Origin of the sequence: Chondromyces apiculatus DSM 436, from assembly GCF_000601485.1 — a bacterium.
Lineage (GTDB): Bacteria > Myxococcota_A > Polyangia > Polyangiales > Polyangiaceae > Chondromyces > Chondromyces apiculatus.
In genome coordinates, this window is the sequence record NZ_ASRX01000040.1 from 22,950 (window position 1) to 41,166 (window position 18,217).

Annotated in this window: 11 protein-coding genes; 5 read left to right on the plus strand and 6 right to left on the minus strand. The window is 69.8% G+C overall.

Annotated elements, in window-relative coordinates; all coding sequences use genetic code 11:
- Positions 1–427 precede the first annotated feature (427 nt).
- Together CAP_RS24030 and CAP_RS24035 are read left to right on the plus strand one after the other, a co-directional pair.
- The gene (locus tag CAP_RS24030; protein WP_044245019.1) at positions 428–1,036 is read left to right on the plus strand and encodes a response regulator; all 609 of its coding nucleotides are present in this window, start codon (positions 428–430) and stop codon (positions 1,034–1,036) included.
- Between the two features lie 100 nt (positions 1,037–1,136).
- A complete protein-coding gene (locus tag CAP_RS24035; RefSeq protein ID WP_044245020.1) occupies positions 1,137–2,426 on the plus strand; it encodes a chorismate-binding protein in 1,290 nt (429 codons plus the stop codon).
- A 7-nt stretch (positions 2,427–2,433) separates the two neighbouring features.
- Here the strand turns inward: CAP_RS24035 and CAP_RS24040 are convergent, their stop codons facing one another.
- A complete protein-coding gene (locus CAP_RS24040) occupies positions 2,434–3,381 on the minus strand; it encodes a DnaJ C-terminal domain-containing protein (protein ID WP_044245021.1) in 948 nt (315 codons plus the stop codon).
- 197 nt (positions 3,382–3,578) lie between these two features.
- Here CAP_RS24040 and CAP_RS24045 point away from each other — a divergent pair, with 197 nt between their 5' ends.
- Genes CAP_RS24045 through CAP_RS24055 form a run of 3 tightly spaced genes read left to right on the plus strand, consistent with a single transcriptional unit; the run spans position 3,579 to position 5,714 of the window.
- Complete coding sequence (locus tag CAP_RS24045; RefSeq protein ID WP_044245022.1) at positions 3,579–4,325, plus strand: rhomboid family intramembrane serine protease; 747 nt, start codon at positions 3,579–3,581, stop codon at positions 4,323–4,325.
- Between the two features lie 29 nt (positions 4,326–4,354).
- The gene (locus tag CAP_RS24050; RefSeq protein WP_044245105.1) at positions 4,355–4,879 is read left to right on the plus strand and encodes a hypothetical protein; all 525 of its coding nucleotides are present in this window, start codon (positions 4,355–4,357) and stop codon (positions 4,877–4,879) included.
- Positions 4,869–5,714, plus strand: coding sequence for an MlaE family ABC transporter permease (locus tag CAP_RS24055; protein WP_052375791.1), 846 nt, complete (start codon positions 4,869–4,871; stop codon positions 5,712–5,714). The genes CAP_RS24050 and CAP_RS24055 overlap by 11 nt, the downstream gene beginning before the upstream one ends.
- Positions 5,715–6,215: 501 nt before the next feature.
- Here the strand turns inward: CAP_RS24055 and CAP_RS24060 are convergent.
- From CAP_RS24060 to CAP_RS24090, 5 genes are all read right to left on the minus strand, one after another.
- Positions 6,216–6,626: a YkgJ family cysteine cluster protein gene (locus tag CAP_RS24060; RefSeq protein WP_044245023.1), complete on the minus strand. Its 411-nt coding sequence runs from the start codon at positions 6,624–6,626 to the stop codon at positions 6,216–6,218.
- Positions 6,627–6,631: 5 nt separating this feature from the next.
- Positions 6,632–12,028 (minus strand): tetratricopeptide repeat protein, encoded by a 5,397-nt coding sequence (locus CAP_RS24065; RefSeq protein WP_044245024.1) that lies wholly within the window; start codon positions 12,026–12,028, stop codon positions 6,632–6,634.
- Complete coding sequence (locus CAP_RS24070; RefSeq protein ID WP_052375792.1) at positions 12,025–16,740, minus strand: hypothetical protein; 4,716 nt, start codon at positions 16,738–16,740, stop codon at positions 12,025–12,027. Before CAP_RS24070 ends, CAP_RS24065 begins: the two co-directional genes overlap by 4 nt.
- 343 nt (positions 16,741–17,083) lie before the next feature.
- Positions 17,084–17,380, minus strand: coding sequence for a polyhydroxyalkanoic acid system family protein (locus tag CAP_RS24085; RefSeq protein ID WP_044245112.1), 297 nt, complete (start codon positions 17,378–17,380; stop codon positions 17,084–17,086).
- A 71-nt stretch (positions 17,381–17,451) separates the two neighbouring features.
- A complete protein-coding gene (locus CAP_RS24090) occupies positions 17,452–18,036 on the minus strand; it encodes a peptidylprolyl isomerase (RefSeq protein ID WP_044245027.1) in 585 nt (194 codons plus the stop codon).
- Positions 18,037–18,217 lie beyond the last annotated feature (181 nt).

Sequence of the window (18,217 nt, forward strand, 5' to 3'; positions counted from 1 at the left end):
CATCGCCAAGCTCGGCATCTTTGTCAAGCCTCGGATGACATCCCCTTGCTCCCTTCTTCCCTGATCACGCCCATCCTTCATGAGCCACCGCGTGAAGACGCTGTGAGTGCCTGCAGAAATCGTCGTTTCTCTCACGATCAGACACCGCGCGCCGTTCAAGGCGGCTGGCCGGGCAAAGAAAGGAGGTGGGCGAAGAAAAACTGTAACGCCGTGGTTGCCTGGCCCGTGTTAAAGTGTCACTGGAATCTGGACCGAAGGCGGAGCGGCGTGCTCGGCCGGGCGTCAGAATCCGGTGAACGTCTGATCGGTCTGTGCTGATCAGGCTTGGACGAGGAATGTGGGGCGTCGCTCTTCAGAGAAGCGACGACCCCGCGGCCCCCTGGGGGGGAGCGGCCCACGGGCCGCGGAGAAGGGATAGGAGGAACTGGTGGCAATCGAGCTTCCCGCTGTACGCATCCTGATCGTCGACGATGACCGGGCCATCTGCGACTACATGCAGACGCTGCTTGAACGCGATGGCTATCAGGTGAAGACCCTGGCCGACCCTACGACCGTCGAGGAGGAGGTCCGGGCAGGCGGCTACCATCTGATCATCCTCGATCTGATGATGCCGAAACTGGACGGCATCGAGGTCCTGAAGCGCATCCGCAAGGTGGACAGCGACATCGCCGTCGTGATCTTCACTGGCTTCCCCAACCTGGAGAGCGCCGTCGCGTCGATGAAGCTCGATGCGGTCGACTACATCAAGAAGCCGTTCAACGTCGATGAGTTCCGTGAGGTCCTCGCGCGGGTGATGCGCAAGAAAGGCCTCGCGCGCACCCCCGAGGAACAGCTTCACCGCGTGATCGGCGACACGATCCGCAACCTGCGCAAGGACAAGGACCTGACGCTGAAGCAGATGGCAAGGCGCACCGGCCTCAGCGTGTCGCTGCTCTCCCAGATCGAGAGGGCCGAGTCCTCGGCGTCCATCTCGTCTCTGTACAAGATCGCGGTCGCGCTCGAGTCCAGGATCCAGGACCTCTTCGGTCACTACTGAGCGATCATTACAGCGCCGAACGCAGCGCCTCAACGACGGCCTGCTTTCCTCTCCCTGCGCCTCTTCGCCGGGGAGCATGGGGTGTGTATCCTGCACCGCCATGAGCTCGCTGGTGATCCGCACATTCCCGTCCGATCACGTCACTCCTCTCCGTGCCTACGCGTCGCTTCGCGCGCGCTCACCCGAGCGCCCCTCCTTCATCTTCGAGTGGGGCGGCGGGCGGTATGCGGCTGTCGGCTACCGACCGCGGAGCGAGACGCTTTATCCGAACGGGAAGGACACACTCGCCACCCTTCGTCAGGACATGGGCGAGATCCACGCAGCGGCGCAGTCCGAGCTGAGCCCTTCCGAGTTCGCCGCGAGCACGAGCCGAGATCTCGCTGCAGCGCTCTGTCTCAGCCTCATCGGCTTCGTCACCTACGAAGCGCTACAGCAATCGCTCGGTCTGGAGCCCTGGGGAGAGATGGCGCTCCTCAGCCGCTTCATGAAGGGCCCCACCGTGGTGGTGTTCGATCAACAAGCACGGACGATGACCATCGCAGGGACATCGGACGGCGCAGTGCGACGCTGCGCCTGGGAGCTCGCGCAGGATCCGAACCTCTCCCCTCTCCCCCTGCCTGACATGGCAGCGCTCCCGGAGTTTCTCAGCACCGCGCCCATCGACAGTGTGTTCGCCGCCAAGACGGCTGCTGCGCGCACCCGCATCGCGGCAGGAGAAGTGAACCAGCTCCTCCTGGCCCGTACGTTTAAGGTCCCGCCCAGGAACGCAGACCTGCTCGATGCCTACCGCGCGTTGCGGATCCTCTCCCCCCAATCTCACCTGTTTTTTATCGAGTTCACGGAGACCCCCTTCGCGCCCGCCATGACCCTCTTCGGCGCCGCAGAGGACCTGTTCGAGAAGCATCCGACAGCCGCCCCTGCTGCCGAGACGTCGACCGACGTCGCCGCCACGATCAACGAGCTGGAGGCCACGCTCCACGCAGGTGCCCGCGTGGGCACCCCGACTGCGGCCGCAGCACGGCTTGCCAGGACCCTGGAGGCAGGTCCACGGATGCTCCACGGCGGGGCCGCGGGTTACCTGCTGCCCGGTGGTGGCGCGAGCCTGGCGCTCGGACGCGCCTCGGCGCTCCTGTATCGCGGTGAGATCTCGCTGTCCGGCACCGGCGACGTGACGGCTGAAGGTTCTGCTGGAGAAGCCTGTCAGCGCGACGCGCAGCCGGTCCTTGCCTCGCTACGCGCCGCACAGGACGCGTTGCGCGCCAGAGAGGCCGAGGTAGAGCGCAAACGGGAGGCCACACGGGCCGCCGAAGAGAAGGCGAAGGCCGAGCAGCTCGCCGCCCAGGCCGATGCCGCCGCAGATCAAGGCAGCAAGCCCGAGAGCGACGCGTAGCGCCCCGTCAGAAGTGCAGATCGCGGCGAGGATCGCTCATCCGCTGTTCCAGCACCGCGACTGCCTTCTCGACCTCCGGGTCCTCGTCTGTGGGCACATGGACGAGGAAGCGGACGTAGAGGTCCCCAGCTTCCTTGCTCTTCCGAGCCACGCCCTTCCCTCGCAGGCGCATCACCTGCCCGGTCTGCGTGCGCGGCGGGACCTTGAGCATGACCTCACCGTCCGGCGTGGGAATACGGATCTTCTCCCCACGATAGGCTTCTCCGATGGTGATCGGCACGTCGAGGTGCAGGTCGTCACCCTCACGCCTGAAGTGCGGGTGCGGTGTGACGTGGATGTGGAGGATCAGATCTCCTGGCGGTCCGCCACCAGGTCCTGGGCTCCCTTGCCCCCGGATGCGGAGTCTGCTGCCCTCGTGGGCGCCAGGCGGGATCCGCACCGTTGCCGGCTCCTCTTCCCCGGGGCGCTGCACGGTGATGGTGGTCCCCCGGATCGCGGACGTGAAGTCGACGGTGAGGTGATGCTCGACATCACTGCCGCGCGCACGTGGCGCCTGCCCACGGCGCGCTCCGCTGCGGTTGAAGAGGTCACCGAACAGGTCGCCCACGCCGCCCGAGCCGCCGAAACCTCCACCGAACATCTCCTGAACGTCGAACCCAGGCGCGCCACCGCCCCCTGGACCGCGGGCGTTGGTGTAACGCCGGAAAGCACGGGCTCGCTCGGGATCGAAGCCCTGCGACAGGCTCTCCTCACCGAACTCGTCGTAGAGCGCGCGCTTCTCCTTGTCGCTCAGGATCTCGTGGGCGTGGTTGATCTCCTTGAACTTCTGCTCGTTGGCTTTCCCGGGATTTTTGTCCGGGTGATACTTCATGGCCAGCTTTCGGAACGACTTCTTGATCGTCTCTTCATCCGCTTCACGAGGGATGCCGAGCACTGCGTAGAGGTCACGTGCCATTGCGAACTTGTCCAGGCAGCGGTCTAGCCAGCATGGGCCCACAAACTTGGGCCCCTGGAACCCTAAATCTCCGTTGTCTCTCCGTCCACCTGCCGTCGTCGGGTGACGCTCGAATTCGCTGACACGCTCGGGTGAGCCCTACCAAAGAGGGCGGAGCGGATGCCTCGATGCCTCGCCCGTGCTTAAGCTCTCCGTCGATGCTGCCGATCCGCGACCACCTGCCTGCTCGCCGCGCACCGGTGGTCACTTACGTCTTGATCGCGGTCAACGTCCTCGTCTTCCTGTGGATGCGTGCGGTGATCGCGGTCGGCTATCCACCTCACCACCTGTTGATGGGCTATGGCCTCGTCCCTCTGCGGCTGCACCAGGACCCGCTGGGCGCCGGCTGGACTGTGCTCAGCAGCATGTTCATGCATGACCCCTCGGGATGGCTCCACCTGGGCGGCAACATGCTCTTTCTCTGGATCTTCGGGGACAACGTGGAGGACGCGCTCGGCAGGCTCCGGTACGCCTCCTTCTACGTGCTCGCAGGCCTTGCCGCAGCAGCCGCCCAGTTCTTCATCGACCCCACCTCGCGCGTTCCCATGGTCGGAGCCTCGGGCGCGATCTCCGGGGTCCTGGCCGCCTACGGCTCCCTGTATCCACGCGCTCCGGTGACCGTCTTGAACCCGGTCCTGCCGCTGTGGTTCATCTTCGGCCTCTCTTTCGAACTACCAGCCTGGGCTGTCATCCTCGAGTACTTCACGGTCAACCTGTTGAATGCTCTGGGTTCCGTCGGTGCCGAGGGCGGCGGCGTCGCCTTCTTCGCCCACCTCGGTGGTTTCATCGGAGGACTGTTCCTGATCCGCTGGTTCATGGTCGGGCGCACCAGGCGCGAGCATGAGCCTTGGTCGCGCTGGCGCTCGCCACCGCGTCGTCCACCCACACGCTGGCAGACGCGGTAACCAGCGTGCTAGCGTCGCCCGCGCCGCTCATGCGACCTCTTTCTCGTCTCTCCATCCTGCTGGCGCTGCTCACCGTCGGTTGCGTGCTCGCGGCATGCGGGGGAGCAACGTTCAACGGAACCGTCTACCGCGGAGAGGACGTCGCCTTCAGGATCCCTCAGGCTCCTCCAGGGTGGCAGCAGATCGAAGTTTCCCACACGGCAGTCGCCTTCCGTGACGAGGCGAACATGGCGACCATCGCCATCAATGGCCGCTGCCGCGGCGAGGATGACGTCCCACTCGCTGCGCTCACCCAGCACCTCTTCCTGCAGTTCTCCGAGCGGGAGATCCTCTCGCAGGAAGTCGTCCCGTTCGATGGTCGAGAAGCGATGCACACGGTGCTCCAGGCCAAGCTCGACGGGGTCGCCAAAAAGTTCGACGTCTGGGTCCTGAAGAAAGACGGCTGCGTGTACGATCTGCTCCTCGTTGCTCATCCTGCACGCTTCGAGGCCGACCTAGAGGCATTCGGGCGCATCGTCCGGGGCTTCGCGACCCTCTCGACCAATGACAGCTGATCGCCCGAGCCTGACGGGGCATTCCCCGAGCCTCATGCCGCCGCCCCAGCCGCCCGCGACGACGCGGATCTGGGAGACGTTCACCGACTTCGTCGAGCACCTCGGTCAGCTCGGGCAGATGACCTGGGGCGCCGTGCGCGCCACGTTCCGCCGCCCGCTCGAGCTGTCCTCGACCATCTACCAGATGGAGGCGCTCGGCACGCGCTCCCTCGGCATCGCCTCGGTGACCGCCCTCTTCGTGGGCATGGTGATGGCCGTGCAGTTCGGCTTCGGTCTCCAGAAGTTCGGCGGCATGGAGTACACGGGCCGCGTCATCGGCATCTCCTTCTCACGCGAGCTCGCCCCTACCTTGACGGCCATCGTCGTCGGCGGGCGCATCGGGGCCGGCATCGCGGCCGAGGTGGGCTCGATGGCCGTCACCGAGCAGATCGATGCGATCCGCGCGCTCGGGGCCGATCCCTTGAAGAAGCTCGTGCTGCCGCGCCTCGCCGCATGCCTCATCGTCATGCCGGTGCTCGGAGCCTTCGCGCTGGTGCTCGGATTTCTCGGGGCGATGCTGGTCTGTTCTGCCCAGTTCGGGATCCCCTCTGGCTTCTTTCTGGCCACCGCGCTGGAGTCGGTGACGTTCGGCGACTTCTTCAGCGGAATGCTGAAGACCCCCGTCTTCGGGGCCATCATCGCCCTCGTGGGATGTCACTTTGGCCTGATCACGCGCGGCGGCACCGAAGGCGTCGGCCACGCGACGACGCGCGCCGTCGTCGCGACGTCGATCGCCATCCTCATCTCGGACTTCTTCCTGACCAAGCTCTTCATCCTCATCTTCCCGCAGAAGTAGAGGTTCTCAGGGATGTCTGTCCCCCGATGGCAGCGCGGTCTCTGGCTTGGCCTCCTGCTCATCGCCTCGTGCCGCGACGCTCCTCCAGAGCAGGCGACCCCCCAGACGGAGGGTGCGCCTCAGGGAGAGAACACCCCCGGTGCCGCCGGCACGCAGGGACTCCCGGCAGGTCCGGCTTTCAGCGCCAGGCGGCCTTCACTCCGGCACTACTTTGCCCGTGAGGGCGAGCAATGCACCGTCTACTCGGCAGATGGGGAGAGCAGCTCTCCTCCCACCGAGGTCCCCTGCCCGAACGACGGGATCCTCGCCGCCGGTGAACGCATCCGGATGACAGGCAAGGTGTGCCTGCGCGAATCCCCGACGGATCCAACGCGATTGACGCCCGTCGTGTGCCCAGGTCCGCTCATCGGTCTTTACCAGCCACCCGCCGCTCAGGGAGCAGATGCCGGGCCCTGACCTGAGGGGCTGACCAGGGGAGCACGGCGAGCGCCGCGGGGAGCGCTAGGAGTCGCGCTTCGGCTTGAGGAAGCGGAGCTGGATCAGGGGGAGCACGCTGTCGTCCTCCTGCGTCGCGCGCTCGAACTGGAGGATGTCGTAGTACCCGCAGCGCGTGCGACCCGGGTACTCCCGGCAGATCTGGGGGCGCGCATGGTAGATGGTGCACCCTCGGGTCTCGAGATCGAGGAACCGACACGTCTGCCCCAGCAGGGGATCCTTCTGCCGCCTGAGGATCCGCTCGTCACCGTTGCGCTTGGTGAAGCGCCGCTCCGCTTCTTCGTGGGTGAGCTCGAAGTGGCGGGCCAGGCGCTTCACGTCGCGCTGGGTCACCACCACACGCTCGTAGATCGAGCAGCAGAACGCGGGGCACTTGGTGCAGTCGTAATGGATACGAGGCTTCGTGGTGGTGGACATCGAACCTAACTGTCTAGCCCCAGGCGCTCCCGCGCATCAGCAAAGGGATCACTCACAGAGAACACGATCAGATCTCGTGCCTCGGCGTTCCGACCGATCCAGGTGACACGCTCCTTCCCCTCGATGGGTGGAGCATTGGTGTGCCCTCCGGACCAGGCAATGGCCGTGAAGGCCACGTTCAGATCACCACTCGCCAGCAGCGCTGCACGGTTGCCCCAACCGTTGATGGCCGTGTTGAGCGTGGAGGCCCTGTTGCCGATGGTGCCGATGATGTCGGCGGCGAGCACGCTGAGCTGGGGATCCGTGCCGGATCCCATCGCCCGCGTGACCTTGCCGTACCACTCGGTGAGGCGACCCGCGTCCACGCCCTGCGGGCTCCAGCTCGGGTTGAGCGCCTTGAGGAAAGCCGCGAGCAGCGGCCACAGGTCGATGGGCGCCGTCCGCGAGAATGCGGAGCCGCGCGTTTGCAGGATCTTGAGCGCCCGCTGGATCAAGAACATCCGCACATCTTCCCGCGGCGAACTCAGGAGCGCCTGCCCGAGCACGATGGTCGGAGGATCGGACGACGCCGGGACGCACACCGAGCCCAGCGCAGGCGTCACGTAGATCTGCAGATCCGGCAGCCCGTAAGCATCACCGAGCGACTGGATCACCTCGGCGAGCTCCGACTGCTGCGGCGGCAACGGAGCGGCGCGCACCGAGTCCAGGTCGAAGGGCACCGCCCGATCGAGAAGCGGCGCCGAGCGGGTGAGAAGCTCCCGGAAAGCAGGGGTCACGACCTCGGGAGCGATGAACTCGTCGAGCAACGGGTCCCCCGCCGCTGTACCAGCGCCGGCGAGCGTCGACTTCCCTTGCCCCTCCAGCGCGACCACCGTCGCGCGAGCGACCCGCGCGGCGCTGTTGCGCCCCCTCAGCTCGGCCACAGTCGCCACCGTGGAGAAGAGGTAAGGCTCGAACCGGCCCGTGTTGAGCGCTCTGCGCGCATCCGCCAGGGCGCGATCGAGCAGCACGTTCGCTGCAGCCCCCTGATCGTTGCGCAGGTAGAAGCGCGCGAGCGCACCGACGGCCTGCTCGTCCTTGGGCCACGTCTTGCGGGCCCCGAGCAGGGTCGTCTCGGCCTTCTTCACATCACCCGCAGCCTCGTAGATCTCCGCCAGCTCCGCGGTGCGGCGGCACTTCTCCTCGGGCGTCGCCGCTGCCTCGATGAGGGTGTTCTGCTGCTCGATGGCCCGCACGCTGTCCCCGGACCTCTTGTAGAGAGCCACCAGGCGCTCCCGCGCGCTCGCATCGGAAGGCGACCGCTTCAAGATCTCCTGGTAGGCGAGCTCCGCGCGCTCCTGGTTCGGCAGGTGCTCGTCGTACAGCTCGCCGAGCCGCAGGTAGATGGCGATCTGCTTCTCCTGGTCGGGGATCAGCCGCGCCAGCCTGATCCAGGCCTGCTCAGCGCCGCTCCAGTCTTCCTCGCTGGCGCTGACGTCTGCGAACGCGCTCAACGCCTCGACGTGGTCGGGGTTGGCCTCGAGAGCAGCCGCCAGTGCGCCCTTCGCCGCCGCAGCGTCACCGACGTCTGCCAGCGCCCGCCCGCGGAGAACCTCCATCTCCACGCGCTCTGCGGGATCCGTCACCGCGTCCAGGCGCCGCTCGAGCAGCGCGGCGAGCTCCGCGCGCGCCCCCTCGGCGACGTAGATCGCCTGGAGCCGCTGGAAGACGTCGGAGTACGACGGGTCGATGCTCGCGACCGTCTCGAGCACCTGCCGCGCGTGCGCGGTGTCTTTCACCTCGTCCTGGAGCAGCACCGCGGCGCGGTACAGGGCGTGGGTCTTGAGCTCCGACGTGACACAGACCTCGGCAGCAGCTTCCAGGGAGGCGGCTGCCCCTGCCTTGTCTTCGCCGCGTTCCTGAGCGTTCGCGAGCTCAAGGTGCGCGTACAGGTAGCCCGGCACCACCGTGATCGCGTGCCGGAAGAAGGCGACGGTATCCTCCACCGAGCCCGCGATCAGCGCCTCCTTGGCGGTGCACACCGACAGCGCTGCAGCCTCCGAGGGACGATCCGTGCGCTCGATGAGCTGCCGATCCGCCTCGATCGCCAGGCGATGGTCACCCTTGACCCGCGCGTGGGCTGCCATCTGGCGGAGCGCCCAGACCCCACGCGGCTGGTTGCGGTAGGCAAGCTCCACCGGCTCGAGGGTTTCCTCCCAGGGGAGCGTGCGCAGGCGCAGGCGCGCAGACACCATGGCATGCGCGATCGCCTCGGGCCCTCCGGCGGGAGCCTCCGCGCTCCCCTCCAGGGCGCGCGCAATCGCCATGATCGTCGGCTCGAGATCGTCGTCGAGCCCCTCCGAGATCAGCGCTGAAGCGCGACGACGCAGCGTAGGCAGGTGATCCGGAGCCTCCGCGAGCACCGAAGCGAGCCAGCCTTTCCGACCGATCTCGTCGAGCTCGGCCAGCCTCTCGTAGAGCTCACGGCGCTCCACGGCCTCGGTGGCGTCCTTCGCCTTGGCGATCAGCGTCTCGATCAGCTCTCCGGCGCCGTGACCGGCCTTGCCTGCACGGGACAGCGCGATGGGCGCGAGCTGGCTCTCGCCCGCTGCCATCGCCTGCCTCGCGGAGGCCGCCGCGCTCTCCATGTCTCCTGCCCGCTCGTATTCGAGGGTCGCCTCGAGCGCGAAACGAGCCGCCTCCGGCCCTTGAGCCTCCGAGGCCCGCTGCGCACGCCACGCAGCGCGATCGGGCGGCGGCTCGGGCGCGAGCCTCTCGAAGAGATCGCGCAGCCCGCTGTCCTGCGGGCGCACTGCGAGCGCCTGCTCCAGCAGCGCCGCGGCGGCGGCCGGCTCCGACGCCGCGATGAGCAGCGCTTCCCGGACCACATCGTGAGCGCGCTCCACGGGATCCGCCGCCGCCTCGCGTCGGACGCGGAGCCACTCGATCAGGGCGTCGCGCTCGCCCCCGGCCCGCGCGCTGCGCTCGCCGATGTACATCGCCACCGGCTGCTTCGGGTCAGCCGCTGCGGCGCGCGTGAGCAACTGCTCGGCCTCGCCACCCTCTTCGCCGACCTCGGTCAACCGGATGGCTGCCTCGGTCAGCAGGGTCGCAGCCCTCGGGCCTGGCTCGAGGGTGCTCGCATGCTCCACCAGGATCTGCGCCGCAGCGGCGCCAGTCTCCATCGCCGCACGCGCGCGGGCCGCGCCTTCGTGCCGTGGATCGGCATCGCGCGCCCGGTCGAATGCCGCGGTGGCTCGCTCAGGCTCGTCTGCGAGCTGCTCCAGCAGTGCGGCCGCGAGCGCCGCGTCGCGATCGCCCTCGATCTCGCGCAGCGCGGCCACAGCCTGAGCGACGCGCCCCGCCTGTCGCCCCTCCACGTCGATCTCCAGCGCGAGCGCCCGAGCCACGGGGCTCTCGGGGGCGAGATCCCCGTACGCGCTCACCGCGCGCGCGAACACCTCGCTCGTGTCGAGGCTCCCCTCGGTGCCCACCGCATCGCGCGCGAGGGACCGGCCGAGGCTCGCCCCGACGCGTGCCCTCAGCAGGCCTGCCGGATGCACCGCGCGGCTCGTTGCCCCGGGCTCGCCAGGATCACTCAGCGCTGCGCTCGCAGCCGCGCTGAGCACGGCGTGGTCGGAGTCTCCGATCAGCGCATCGACCCAGGATTCGACGTCTTCCCGGGATCCGCCGGCAAGCGCCGCGAGCGCGACTCGCGCCGCGGCCGGGAATGCATTCCCCGGGCCGGTGACCGCCGCACGCGCCTCGGCAGCATCGCCCAGCTCCAGAGCGCGCGCTGCCAGCGCGCGGCGCGCGAGATCACCGTGTGACCCACCCGTGACCCCCCGGAGCGCCTCGGCAGCAGCGGGTCGTGTCTCCTTTCGCACGGCAGCGAGCGAGGCGATGAACCACCCCGCCCCGTTGGCCAGCGACGTGCTGCGCAGCGGCGCGAAGGCGGCGATGGCTCCGGCCACGTCGCCTCCTTCGAGCGAGGCCCGCGCGCGCAAGAGCGCCTCGTAGGCGGTCTGCGGCGCCGAGCGCCCGCGCGCGGTCGCTCCGCGGTGTGCCGCCACCTGCGCGAACGCGCTGGCGAGCGGCGCGAGTTCCGGCGCATCCGGGACCCGGTGCTTGCTCAGCGCAGCAGGCGCGCTGGCCTCACCATCCGCAGCGAGGGCCTCCGAGAACCTCTGGACGTGAACCCGCGGATCCTGCGGGTTGGAGCGCAGGGCGAGATCCAGCCGCTTCTGGGCGAGTTCCGCGTCCCCCACCGCCAGGCGCGCCAGCTCCGCGCCGAGGACGGCGTTGTGGCAACGCGCGGCGGGTGTCGGCAGAGCCCGCGTCTCCGCATCGAGCCCTTCCAGCACCCCCGGGCGATCCCCTTCGCGCATCAGCAGGCCACGCGAGAGGCGGTGTGCGAAGATCAGGCCAGGCGCCAGCTCCCTGGCCTCGGAGGCGATCTGCAGCGCGAGGGCCTCCTCTCCGGCCATCGCGTACATCTCGGCGACCGGCAGCAGCGCCCGCGCGCGGGCCCCGGCGTCCTCGAGCGCCTCGGCTTCTGCGCGAAGCCACTCCGCCCGGGCCGCCCACGCGTCCCGCTGTTGCGACTGCACCAGCACCGCGCTCGCGTCTTGCTCGTTGTCGAACGCCGAAGGCGGCGGTACCGACGGCAACGACACCAGGATCGGCTCCGCCGCCGGGGGCGCAGCTTCGCTCTCGTCCGAAGCGAGGAACAGCTCCTCCTCCGGGGTCAGCGCCGGCTCCTCCTCCACGGCCTCGCTCTCCGTGAGGAGTTCCTCGTCGGCCGAAGCCAGCTCGACCTCCGCGGGCTCGGCGGAGGGGTCCTCCGTACGGAGGGATGCAGGCGCGAGATCGATCGTCCCCTCGACGTCTCCCCCATCGGGGACGGGCGTGGTGCGCTCTCCACCCTCCGGTTGCTCGTCGACCAGGTCACCCGCGCTCGCCTCGGAGATCTCCTCGGCCTCCTCCTCCACCGGCAACGCCGCCACGGGGATGCGCGGCGGCTTCGGGGGCGGAGGCATCCTCGCGCCGCCGCGCAGCACGGGCGCAGAGGTGACCACACCGTCATCAGCCTCGACTTCCGCGACGGCAGGCTCATCGAACAGCATGTCGAGCAGCGCATCTCCGCCCTCCGACGGCTGCTGCTCCGGCAGGCGTGGCACCGGCTCGCGCGAGAAGAGCTGGTTCAGACCACCGACGCTCGTACGACCCTCAGCGTCGTTCCGGATCGAGTGGATCAGCTCCTCGGGAATCTTCGCGAGCAGCGTGGCCTCTTCGACATCCGACTCCGACACGGCCGGCCCGTACATGGGCGGGGGCGGCACCGTGGCCTTCTCCCCCGTCCCCTCGTTCGGTGCCCCCTCGTCGCCCCCGTCCTGGAACTTGGATCGCGAATCGTTGCTCACCGGACCCCCATCCCGAGCTTCTTCCGGAGCTCGAGGTAGCTGGGCGAAAGAACAAATGCGAGCAGGCGACGCGCCCGCTCGTTCTCACGAATGACCCCCTCGAGATTGTCACGAGAGGTGCTCAAGATATCGGACAGCACCAGCGAGGCGTCGCCCGCGGCGATGACCGCCATGCGATCGATGCTCCGCCGCGCCGCGGCCGCCCACTTCCGCCCATCCTGGTTGCTCGCCTGGATGCGCTGGCACACCTCGGGGATGGCCTTGCGGATCTTGCGCGACATCTCCCGGTGGATGGATCTCGATACCTCCCCGTACACCGCGTACGGAGGCGCCGGCATCGAGATGCCCGCCTCGTTGCAGGCAGCGATCACCAGGGACGCCACGGTGTTGTCGTCGCGCGTGCGCAGGGAGGTGATCCCCCGCCGCAGCGCGAACGCTTCGCGCGCCACCGCCGACCGCGCCGCCGCGTCGAGCGGCGTCGTGATCGCGCTGCCCACCACGATCGCCGGCTGCTCTCCCGAGATGCCCGTCACGGCGTGGGGATCCGGGCCGCCGACGTAGAGATCGAAGTCTCCCTCGAACCCGAGCGCCCCCACCCACTCCGATACCGCCACCCGGAGCGGGTGCCCGCCGCGGGGATCGATGCGGTCCTTCTTGGTCACGCTGAGCGAGACCAGCGATGGCCCGAGCGCCATGCTGATGGTCTCGGCCATGAGCGCGAACAGCTCGGGGATGGGCCCCGTGTCCTGCGCGTCTGCGATCTCCGCCATCGCCTGCGCGTCGAGCGCGATCTGCGGCCGGGAGGCGACCCGGGCGTCGATCCGCTTCAGCTCCGCAGACACGTCCTTGTCGTCGCGCCCGAGCGCCACGAGTGCCCCGAGCGTCGCCTGCCGCAGCGCAGAGTCCTGACCCGCGCCCGCGATCTTCGCGAGCAGCTCGACCCGGTTGGCGTCGCACGAGTCCGCCGCCAGCGCCTGGATCAGCGTCGACTTGGCCCGCGCCAGCATCTTGGTGCGGAAGGCGGGATCGAAGCCCGTCGTCAGCACCAGGTCCACCGCCTCGCCATCGTCCGGCGACTCGTCGAGAAGCTTCTCCACGGCCCGCTGAGCGCGCTTGGGATCGCGGATCTTGTCCCGGTAGATGGCCATCGCCAGCCGCGCGGCCTCGATGCGGCCCTCGCGCGTGTCGCGCTCCACCATGAGTTCCTCGAGCAGGCGCACCGCGTCCTCCCAGGAGCTCACCCGCGCCGCGACGCGCACCAACCTCTCCCGCACCGGCCGCGTGGACAGCCCCGCCTTGTGCAGCTCGACCAGCACCTCGAGCGCCCGCCTGTGCTCCTCGTTCTTCTCGAAGAGATCGACGGCCGTGACACCCGACATCAGGCGCTGGTCCGCGGGCGCCTTCTGCACGCGCGACAGCTCCGCGTAGAACGACGCCGCCTGCCCCAGATCCCCGCGCGTCTTGGCAATGTCCGCGGAGAGCGCCAGGGCGCCGATGTGGTCCGGCTCCAGCATGGTCACGTTCTCGAGCGCAGCCAGCGCCTCATCGAGCTTGCCCTTCTTGCGGAGCACGCGCGCGCGTTCCCAGAACAGCTTGCCGATCTCCAGGTCGTCGTCGGCCACCCCGAGGCGCCGCTCGATGATGTCGAGCAACCGATCGTCGTCGTTCCGCGCCCGCACCCGCCGGAACAGCTTGTCGAAGGCCAACGATCGGCTCGGATCCCGATCGAACGCGCGCGCGAAGGCGATCTCCGCGTCATCGTGAGCGCTGGTCTTCTCAAGGAGGATGGTCCCGGCGATCTCCCAGAACCGCCCTCCCCGAGCGTCGTCCTTGCAGTGAGCCCCGAGCTGGGCGCTCGCGAGCGCCGTGCCCACCGCGTCCCCGAGCGCTTCCGAAGCCGCCCGCACCCCTTCCCAGGCCGCCACGTCCTCCGGCCGGTGCTCGACCACGGTCTTGAACGACGCGAGCGCCCTCTCGTTCTCTCCCGCCGCCAGGTCGGACCAGGCTGCCAGCGCGATCGCGTCGAGCTGCGCCTCGGGCCCCAGCGCGTCGGAGAGCCCGAGCAGCGCCGCCGCGCGCCGCCGCGGATCGCTCCCTGGCAGCGCCAGCTCCAGGTTCATGAGCTGGGCCGGCGCGAACGGACCCGCCACGAACGGCTGCGGCTGGTGCGGCTGCTCGATCATCGCCACCATGGACGCCGAGGCTTCCATCGCGGCGCGGGATTCACCCGAGAAGTGCGTCGCCGCCGCGCGCCTCGCCTCGATCTCTGCCTCCCGGTCCTCCGCGCCGAGCGCCGCCCCGAGCCACTCCAGCGCAGCGTACAGCTTGGGATCGGCCTCGACCCACGCCGCCGCGCGCTCCGTCGCCTGCGCCCGGTCCTGATCCACCACGAGCGTCAAGCGGAAGCGCTCGGCGCGAGCCACCGCCGTCGCGCCGTCTCCGCACACTTCGAGCTGTTCGAGCGCCTGATCCACCAGATCCCGGCGCTCGGCAGCGGGCGCCCAGAGGACGCGCCCCAGCGCCGCCGCCACCGCGAGGTCGCCTGACCCCGAAGCCTCGACCGCCTCCAGTGCGCCCAGCGCGTCGTCCGCCTCGCCGCCCCCGCTGATCTCCAGGCCGAACCGCTCGAGCGCGATCACCGTCGGATCGTCGCCGGCCTCCGCCGCCACCTCCAGCGCCCGGCGGCGCCCCTCCAGCGTGTCCGGCTCGTCGCCACGCAGTGCCCAGGAGAGCAACGCGGCGCCCGCGCGCGGAGCCTTACCGCGCGCCGCTTCCATCTCCTCGATCGCGCGCTTCCGCTCTCCCGCGCGCCACAGCAGGATCGCCGCCTCGATGTGCAGCGCCGCCGAGAGATCCTCGTCGTCCGAGGCCGCAGCGCAGGCCGCCAGCGTCGCAGCGCCCTCCGCCGGGCGCCCTCCGCGGCGCTCGAGTTCCGCCAGGAACACCGCCACCACCTCGTCCTCGGCCGAAGCCTCGAACAGGGCGCGAAGGCGCTCGCGCGCCCGATCCAGCTCACCCCGGCGCGCGCTCCGCAGCGCCGACACCAGCCACAGCCCGCGACCGGCCTCCTCGCTCTCCACCTGGGCGAGCGCCTCGATCGGCTCCGGCGCGCGTTTCACCGGCGTCCCCTCGGGCGCGGCGCGCACCAGATCCACACCGTAGGCCGCCAGCACCCGCCCGAGCCACGCGCTCGGACCCACCGTCGAGTCCTCCGCGGCGCCGGCAGCGGCCAGCTTCCGGAACGCATCCAGCGCGCCGTCGCCGTCGCGGCGCAGGAGTCGTCCCTGACCGATCTCGAACCACAGGCTCGCCTCTTCGTCGGCCTCGGGCCCGAGCGCGAGCAGCTCGCGCGTCGCTTCCTCGTACCATGTCGCGTCCGACCGCAGCGCCGCCAGCGACCGCGCAAAGCGCGCCAGCGTGGCGCGATCCGACCCGGCCTCACCGGCGCGGGCCAGCGCGGCGCGGGCCTGGGCCGGGTCGTCGGCGCGCACCGACCACACGTACGCCGCCAGCATGAGCGCGCGACCCCGCGCCTCCCCACCTGTGAACGTGCCGCCCATCGCCTCCAGCGACTGCGCGAGCGCCGCCGGATCCTGCCCGTCACCGAGGAGATCCAGCTCCAGCGCGCGCGCGGGGATGCACTGCGGGTCGGCCGCGAGCGCGCTGCGCAGCGCCGAGAGCGCCCCGTCCCTGTCACCCGCCCCCGCCGCGGCCTCCGTCACCACCATCCACAGCGCCGCCGCCCCGGGCCCTTCGACGCCGCGCTCGAGCTCGCGCTTGGCCAGCGCCGCTGCCTGCTCCGTCTCCCCTGCGGCTTCCAGCGCCGCGATCCGCAGCCGCGCGATGATCGGAGAGTCCGGCAAGCGCTCGGCAGCACGCTCGATCAGGGACGCATAGCTCCCCCCGGTGCGCTTCAGGATCTCTGCCGCGCGCAGCCACGCGTCCGCCGCGTACTCCGGCCGGGTCATGAAGCGCGGCACGCCGTTCGCGCCGCCGCTCACCTCGTCGTCGAGCGCCTCCGCGATCAGCTCTGCCTGGCCCTCCAGCGCGCGCGCCAGCACCTCCGCGCTGTCCTCGCGCCGCGCCACCTCTTCGAGCGCGACCTGGGACTGGAACCGCGCGCGCCCCTCCAGCGCCGCGGCCGTGCCGAGCAGCTCGTAGGCGCGCTCTGCGTCGCCGTTCGCCGCGGAGAGCTCGGCCAGCTCGATGTAGAGCAGCGCCTTCCACGTGGGATCGGTCGCGAGTTCCGCGCGCGCCTCGATGGCGCGCATCCGGGCCGCCGCGTCCCCCTCCTTGGCCGCGATCAGCTCGAGCTCGAGCCAGGGGGTGGCGTCCTCGGGGTTCGCCTGCACCGCCTCCTCGAGGGCCTCCTTCGCCGCCGGCAGGCTCTTCTCGTGATCCTGCAGGTACGCCGCGCGCTCCCAGAACGCGCGCGTCTTCTCCTCCGGAGTCGCCGCCGCGCGCGTGAGGGCGTCGAGCAGCTTGCCGAGGTTCTTGATCGACTTGCGACGCGTCAGGATCCGGACCAGCGCCTCGAGCGGCTCCCGGAACTGCGGATCGGCGTTGAATGCGGCGAGATAGTCCCGCGCCGCCGCGGGCTCCTCGCTCTGCGCTTCTTCGAGCGCGCCCAGCTCGTGCAGAAGCAACGCCTGCAGTTGTCTGTCCTGCTGCTCGGCCTGCTCTGCGCGGAGGTGCGCGATCAGGGCCGTCATGCTCTCAACCTGACCCTGAGGTGCCTGAACCGTCATCTCGCTCGACACGCCTCCGTACGGAACCTGCGTTGCGCGCCATATGGCGCGGGCGGAGAGTATCGAACCGGAGCGCGCCGAGTAAAGCGCGGCCTGATCTTCGCGCAGCGACGCGCCGGAGGACTGCAATGGCGACGACCCGCGCGACCCGCGCGACCCGCGCGACGCGGAGCGCCAGACACCACCCACGCCGCGCGCGCGGCGGCAGACCTGCGGCCAGGACGGCGGCGCTCTGGCGCCGTCAAGGCGCGGCGCCTCGCAGACGCCCCGTCTTGACGGCACCCGAGCGCTGGCGGCAGCGCCGCCGTCAGACGCCTGAGACGAGCTTGTCGAGCTTCTCTTTGACCTTCGCCTCCACCGTGCCCTTCATGGGCCGGAGCAGGAACGGCAGGTCGATCTCCACACGCACCGTCTTCGGCTCGACGGAGACCTTGCCCGTCGCCCCCTTGGCAGCGCCGCTCGGCACGTCGAACTCGATGTTGTCCCCGGCCCACTTCCACCGGATCCCGATTTTCTGCTCCAGCCCCTGAGCGAGCTTCTCGGCGCGCGTCCGCGCCTCTTCCTTGCTCAGCGCGTGCTCCCGGCGGATGTCGATCGTCGCCATGCCCATGCCTCCCTTGCGGTTGTGGTGTGGCCGGACCGCCCTCAGGCGGCTCCGCGCCCGGATGGTCCCTCTTAATCGATCCGGCGCACAATCCAATAGCCGCGCGGCGTGTCGACCGGCCCGCCCACACCCCCCTTGGGGAGGCTGAAGAGCACGAACTCGGGGGCCGGCTCCAGCACCCCCCGCGGCATCCACCCCAGATCTTCCGTCGACCCCTTGTCGCCCTTGGCGAGCGCCGCCTTGAAGTCCTGGGCCGCCTCCGTCGCGATCTGCCGGGCCAGTTCGAGGGCCGCCTCCCGCGACCTGGAGCTCGGAGCTGCTCCCTGGGAGCCGCGGTACTGGACCAGGATCACCCCGAAACGCACCCGCTTCGGCGCTTCGGCCGCGAGAGGCGGAGGAACCTCCCCGGACAGGAGCACGACCCCCGCATCCGAGCGCCCCGACCCTCCACCTGTCGGGTTGCCGGGCTCCGGCTCGGAGGGGCCGCCCCCAGCACCGGCGTCTCCCGCGTCCTCGATGGGCCCGCCATCCTCGATGGCGACGGCGTCAGCGCCAGCGTCCGCCGGACCGGACCCGTCACGCACTTCGTAAGAACGGCTGCCGTAGACGAGGGCCCCCACGGCGCCGGCCAGAACGAGCGCGAACAGAAGCACCATCCACCGCTGCATAGGCCGCAGCGCGTTAGCACAGTTCCGGGAGATCAGGCGAGAACCTCGCGCCTCCGGGGCGCAAAGACCGACCGCATCGCGCGTGATCCCTTGGAATACGGCGCTCCACCTCACGCGCCTCGCGCGCCTCACGCCCGAGATCGCCGCGCCCGAAGGGTGGTCACCCCCC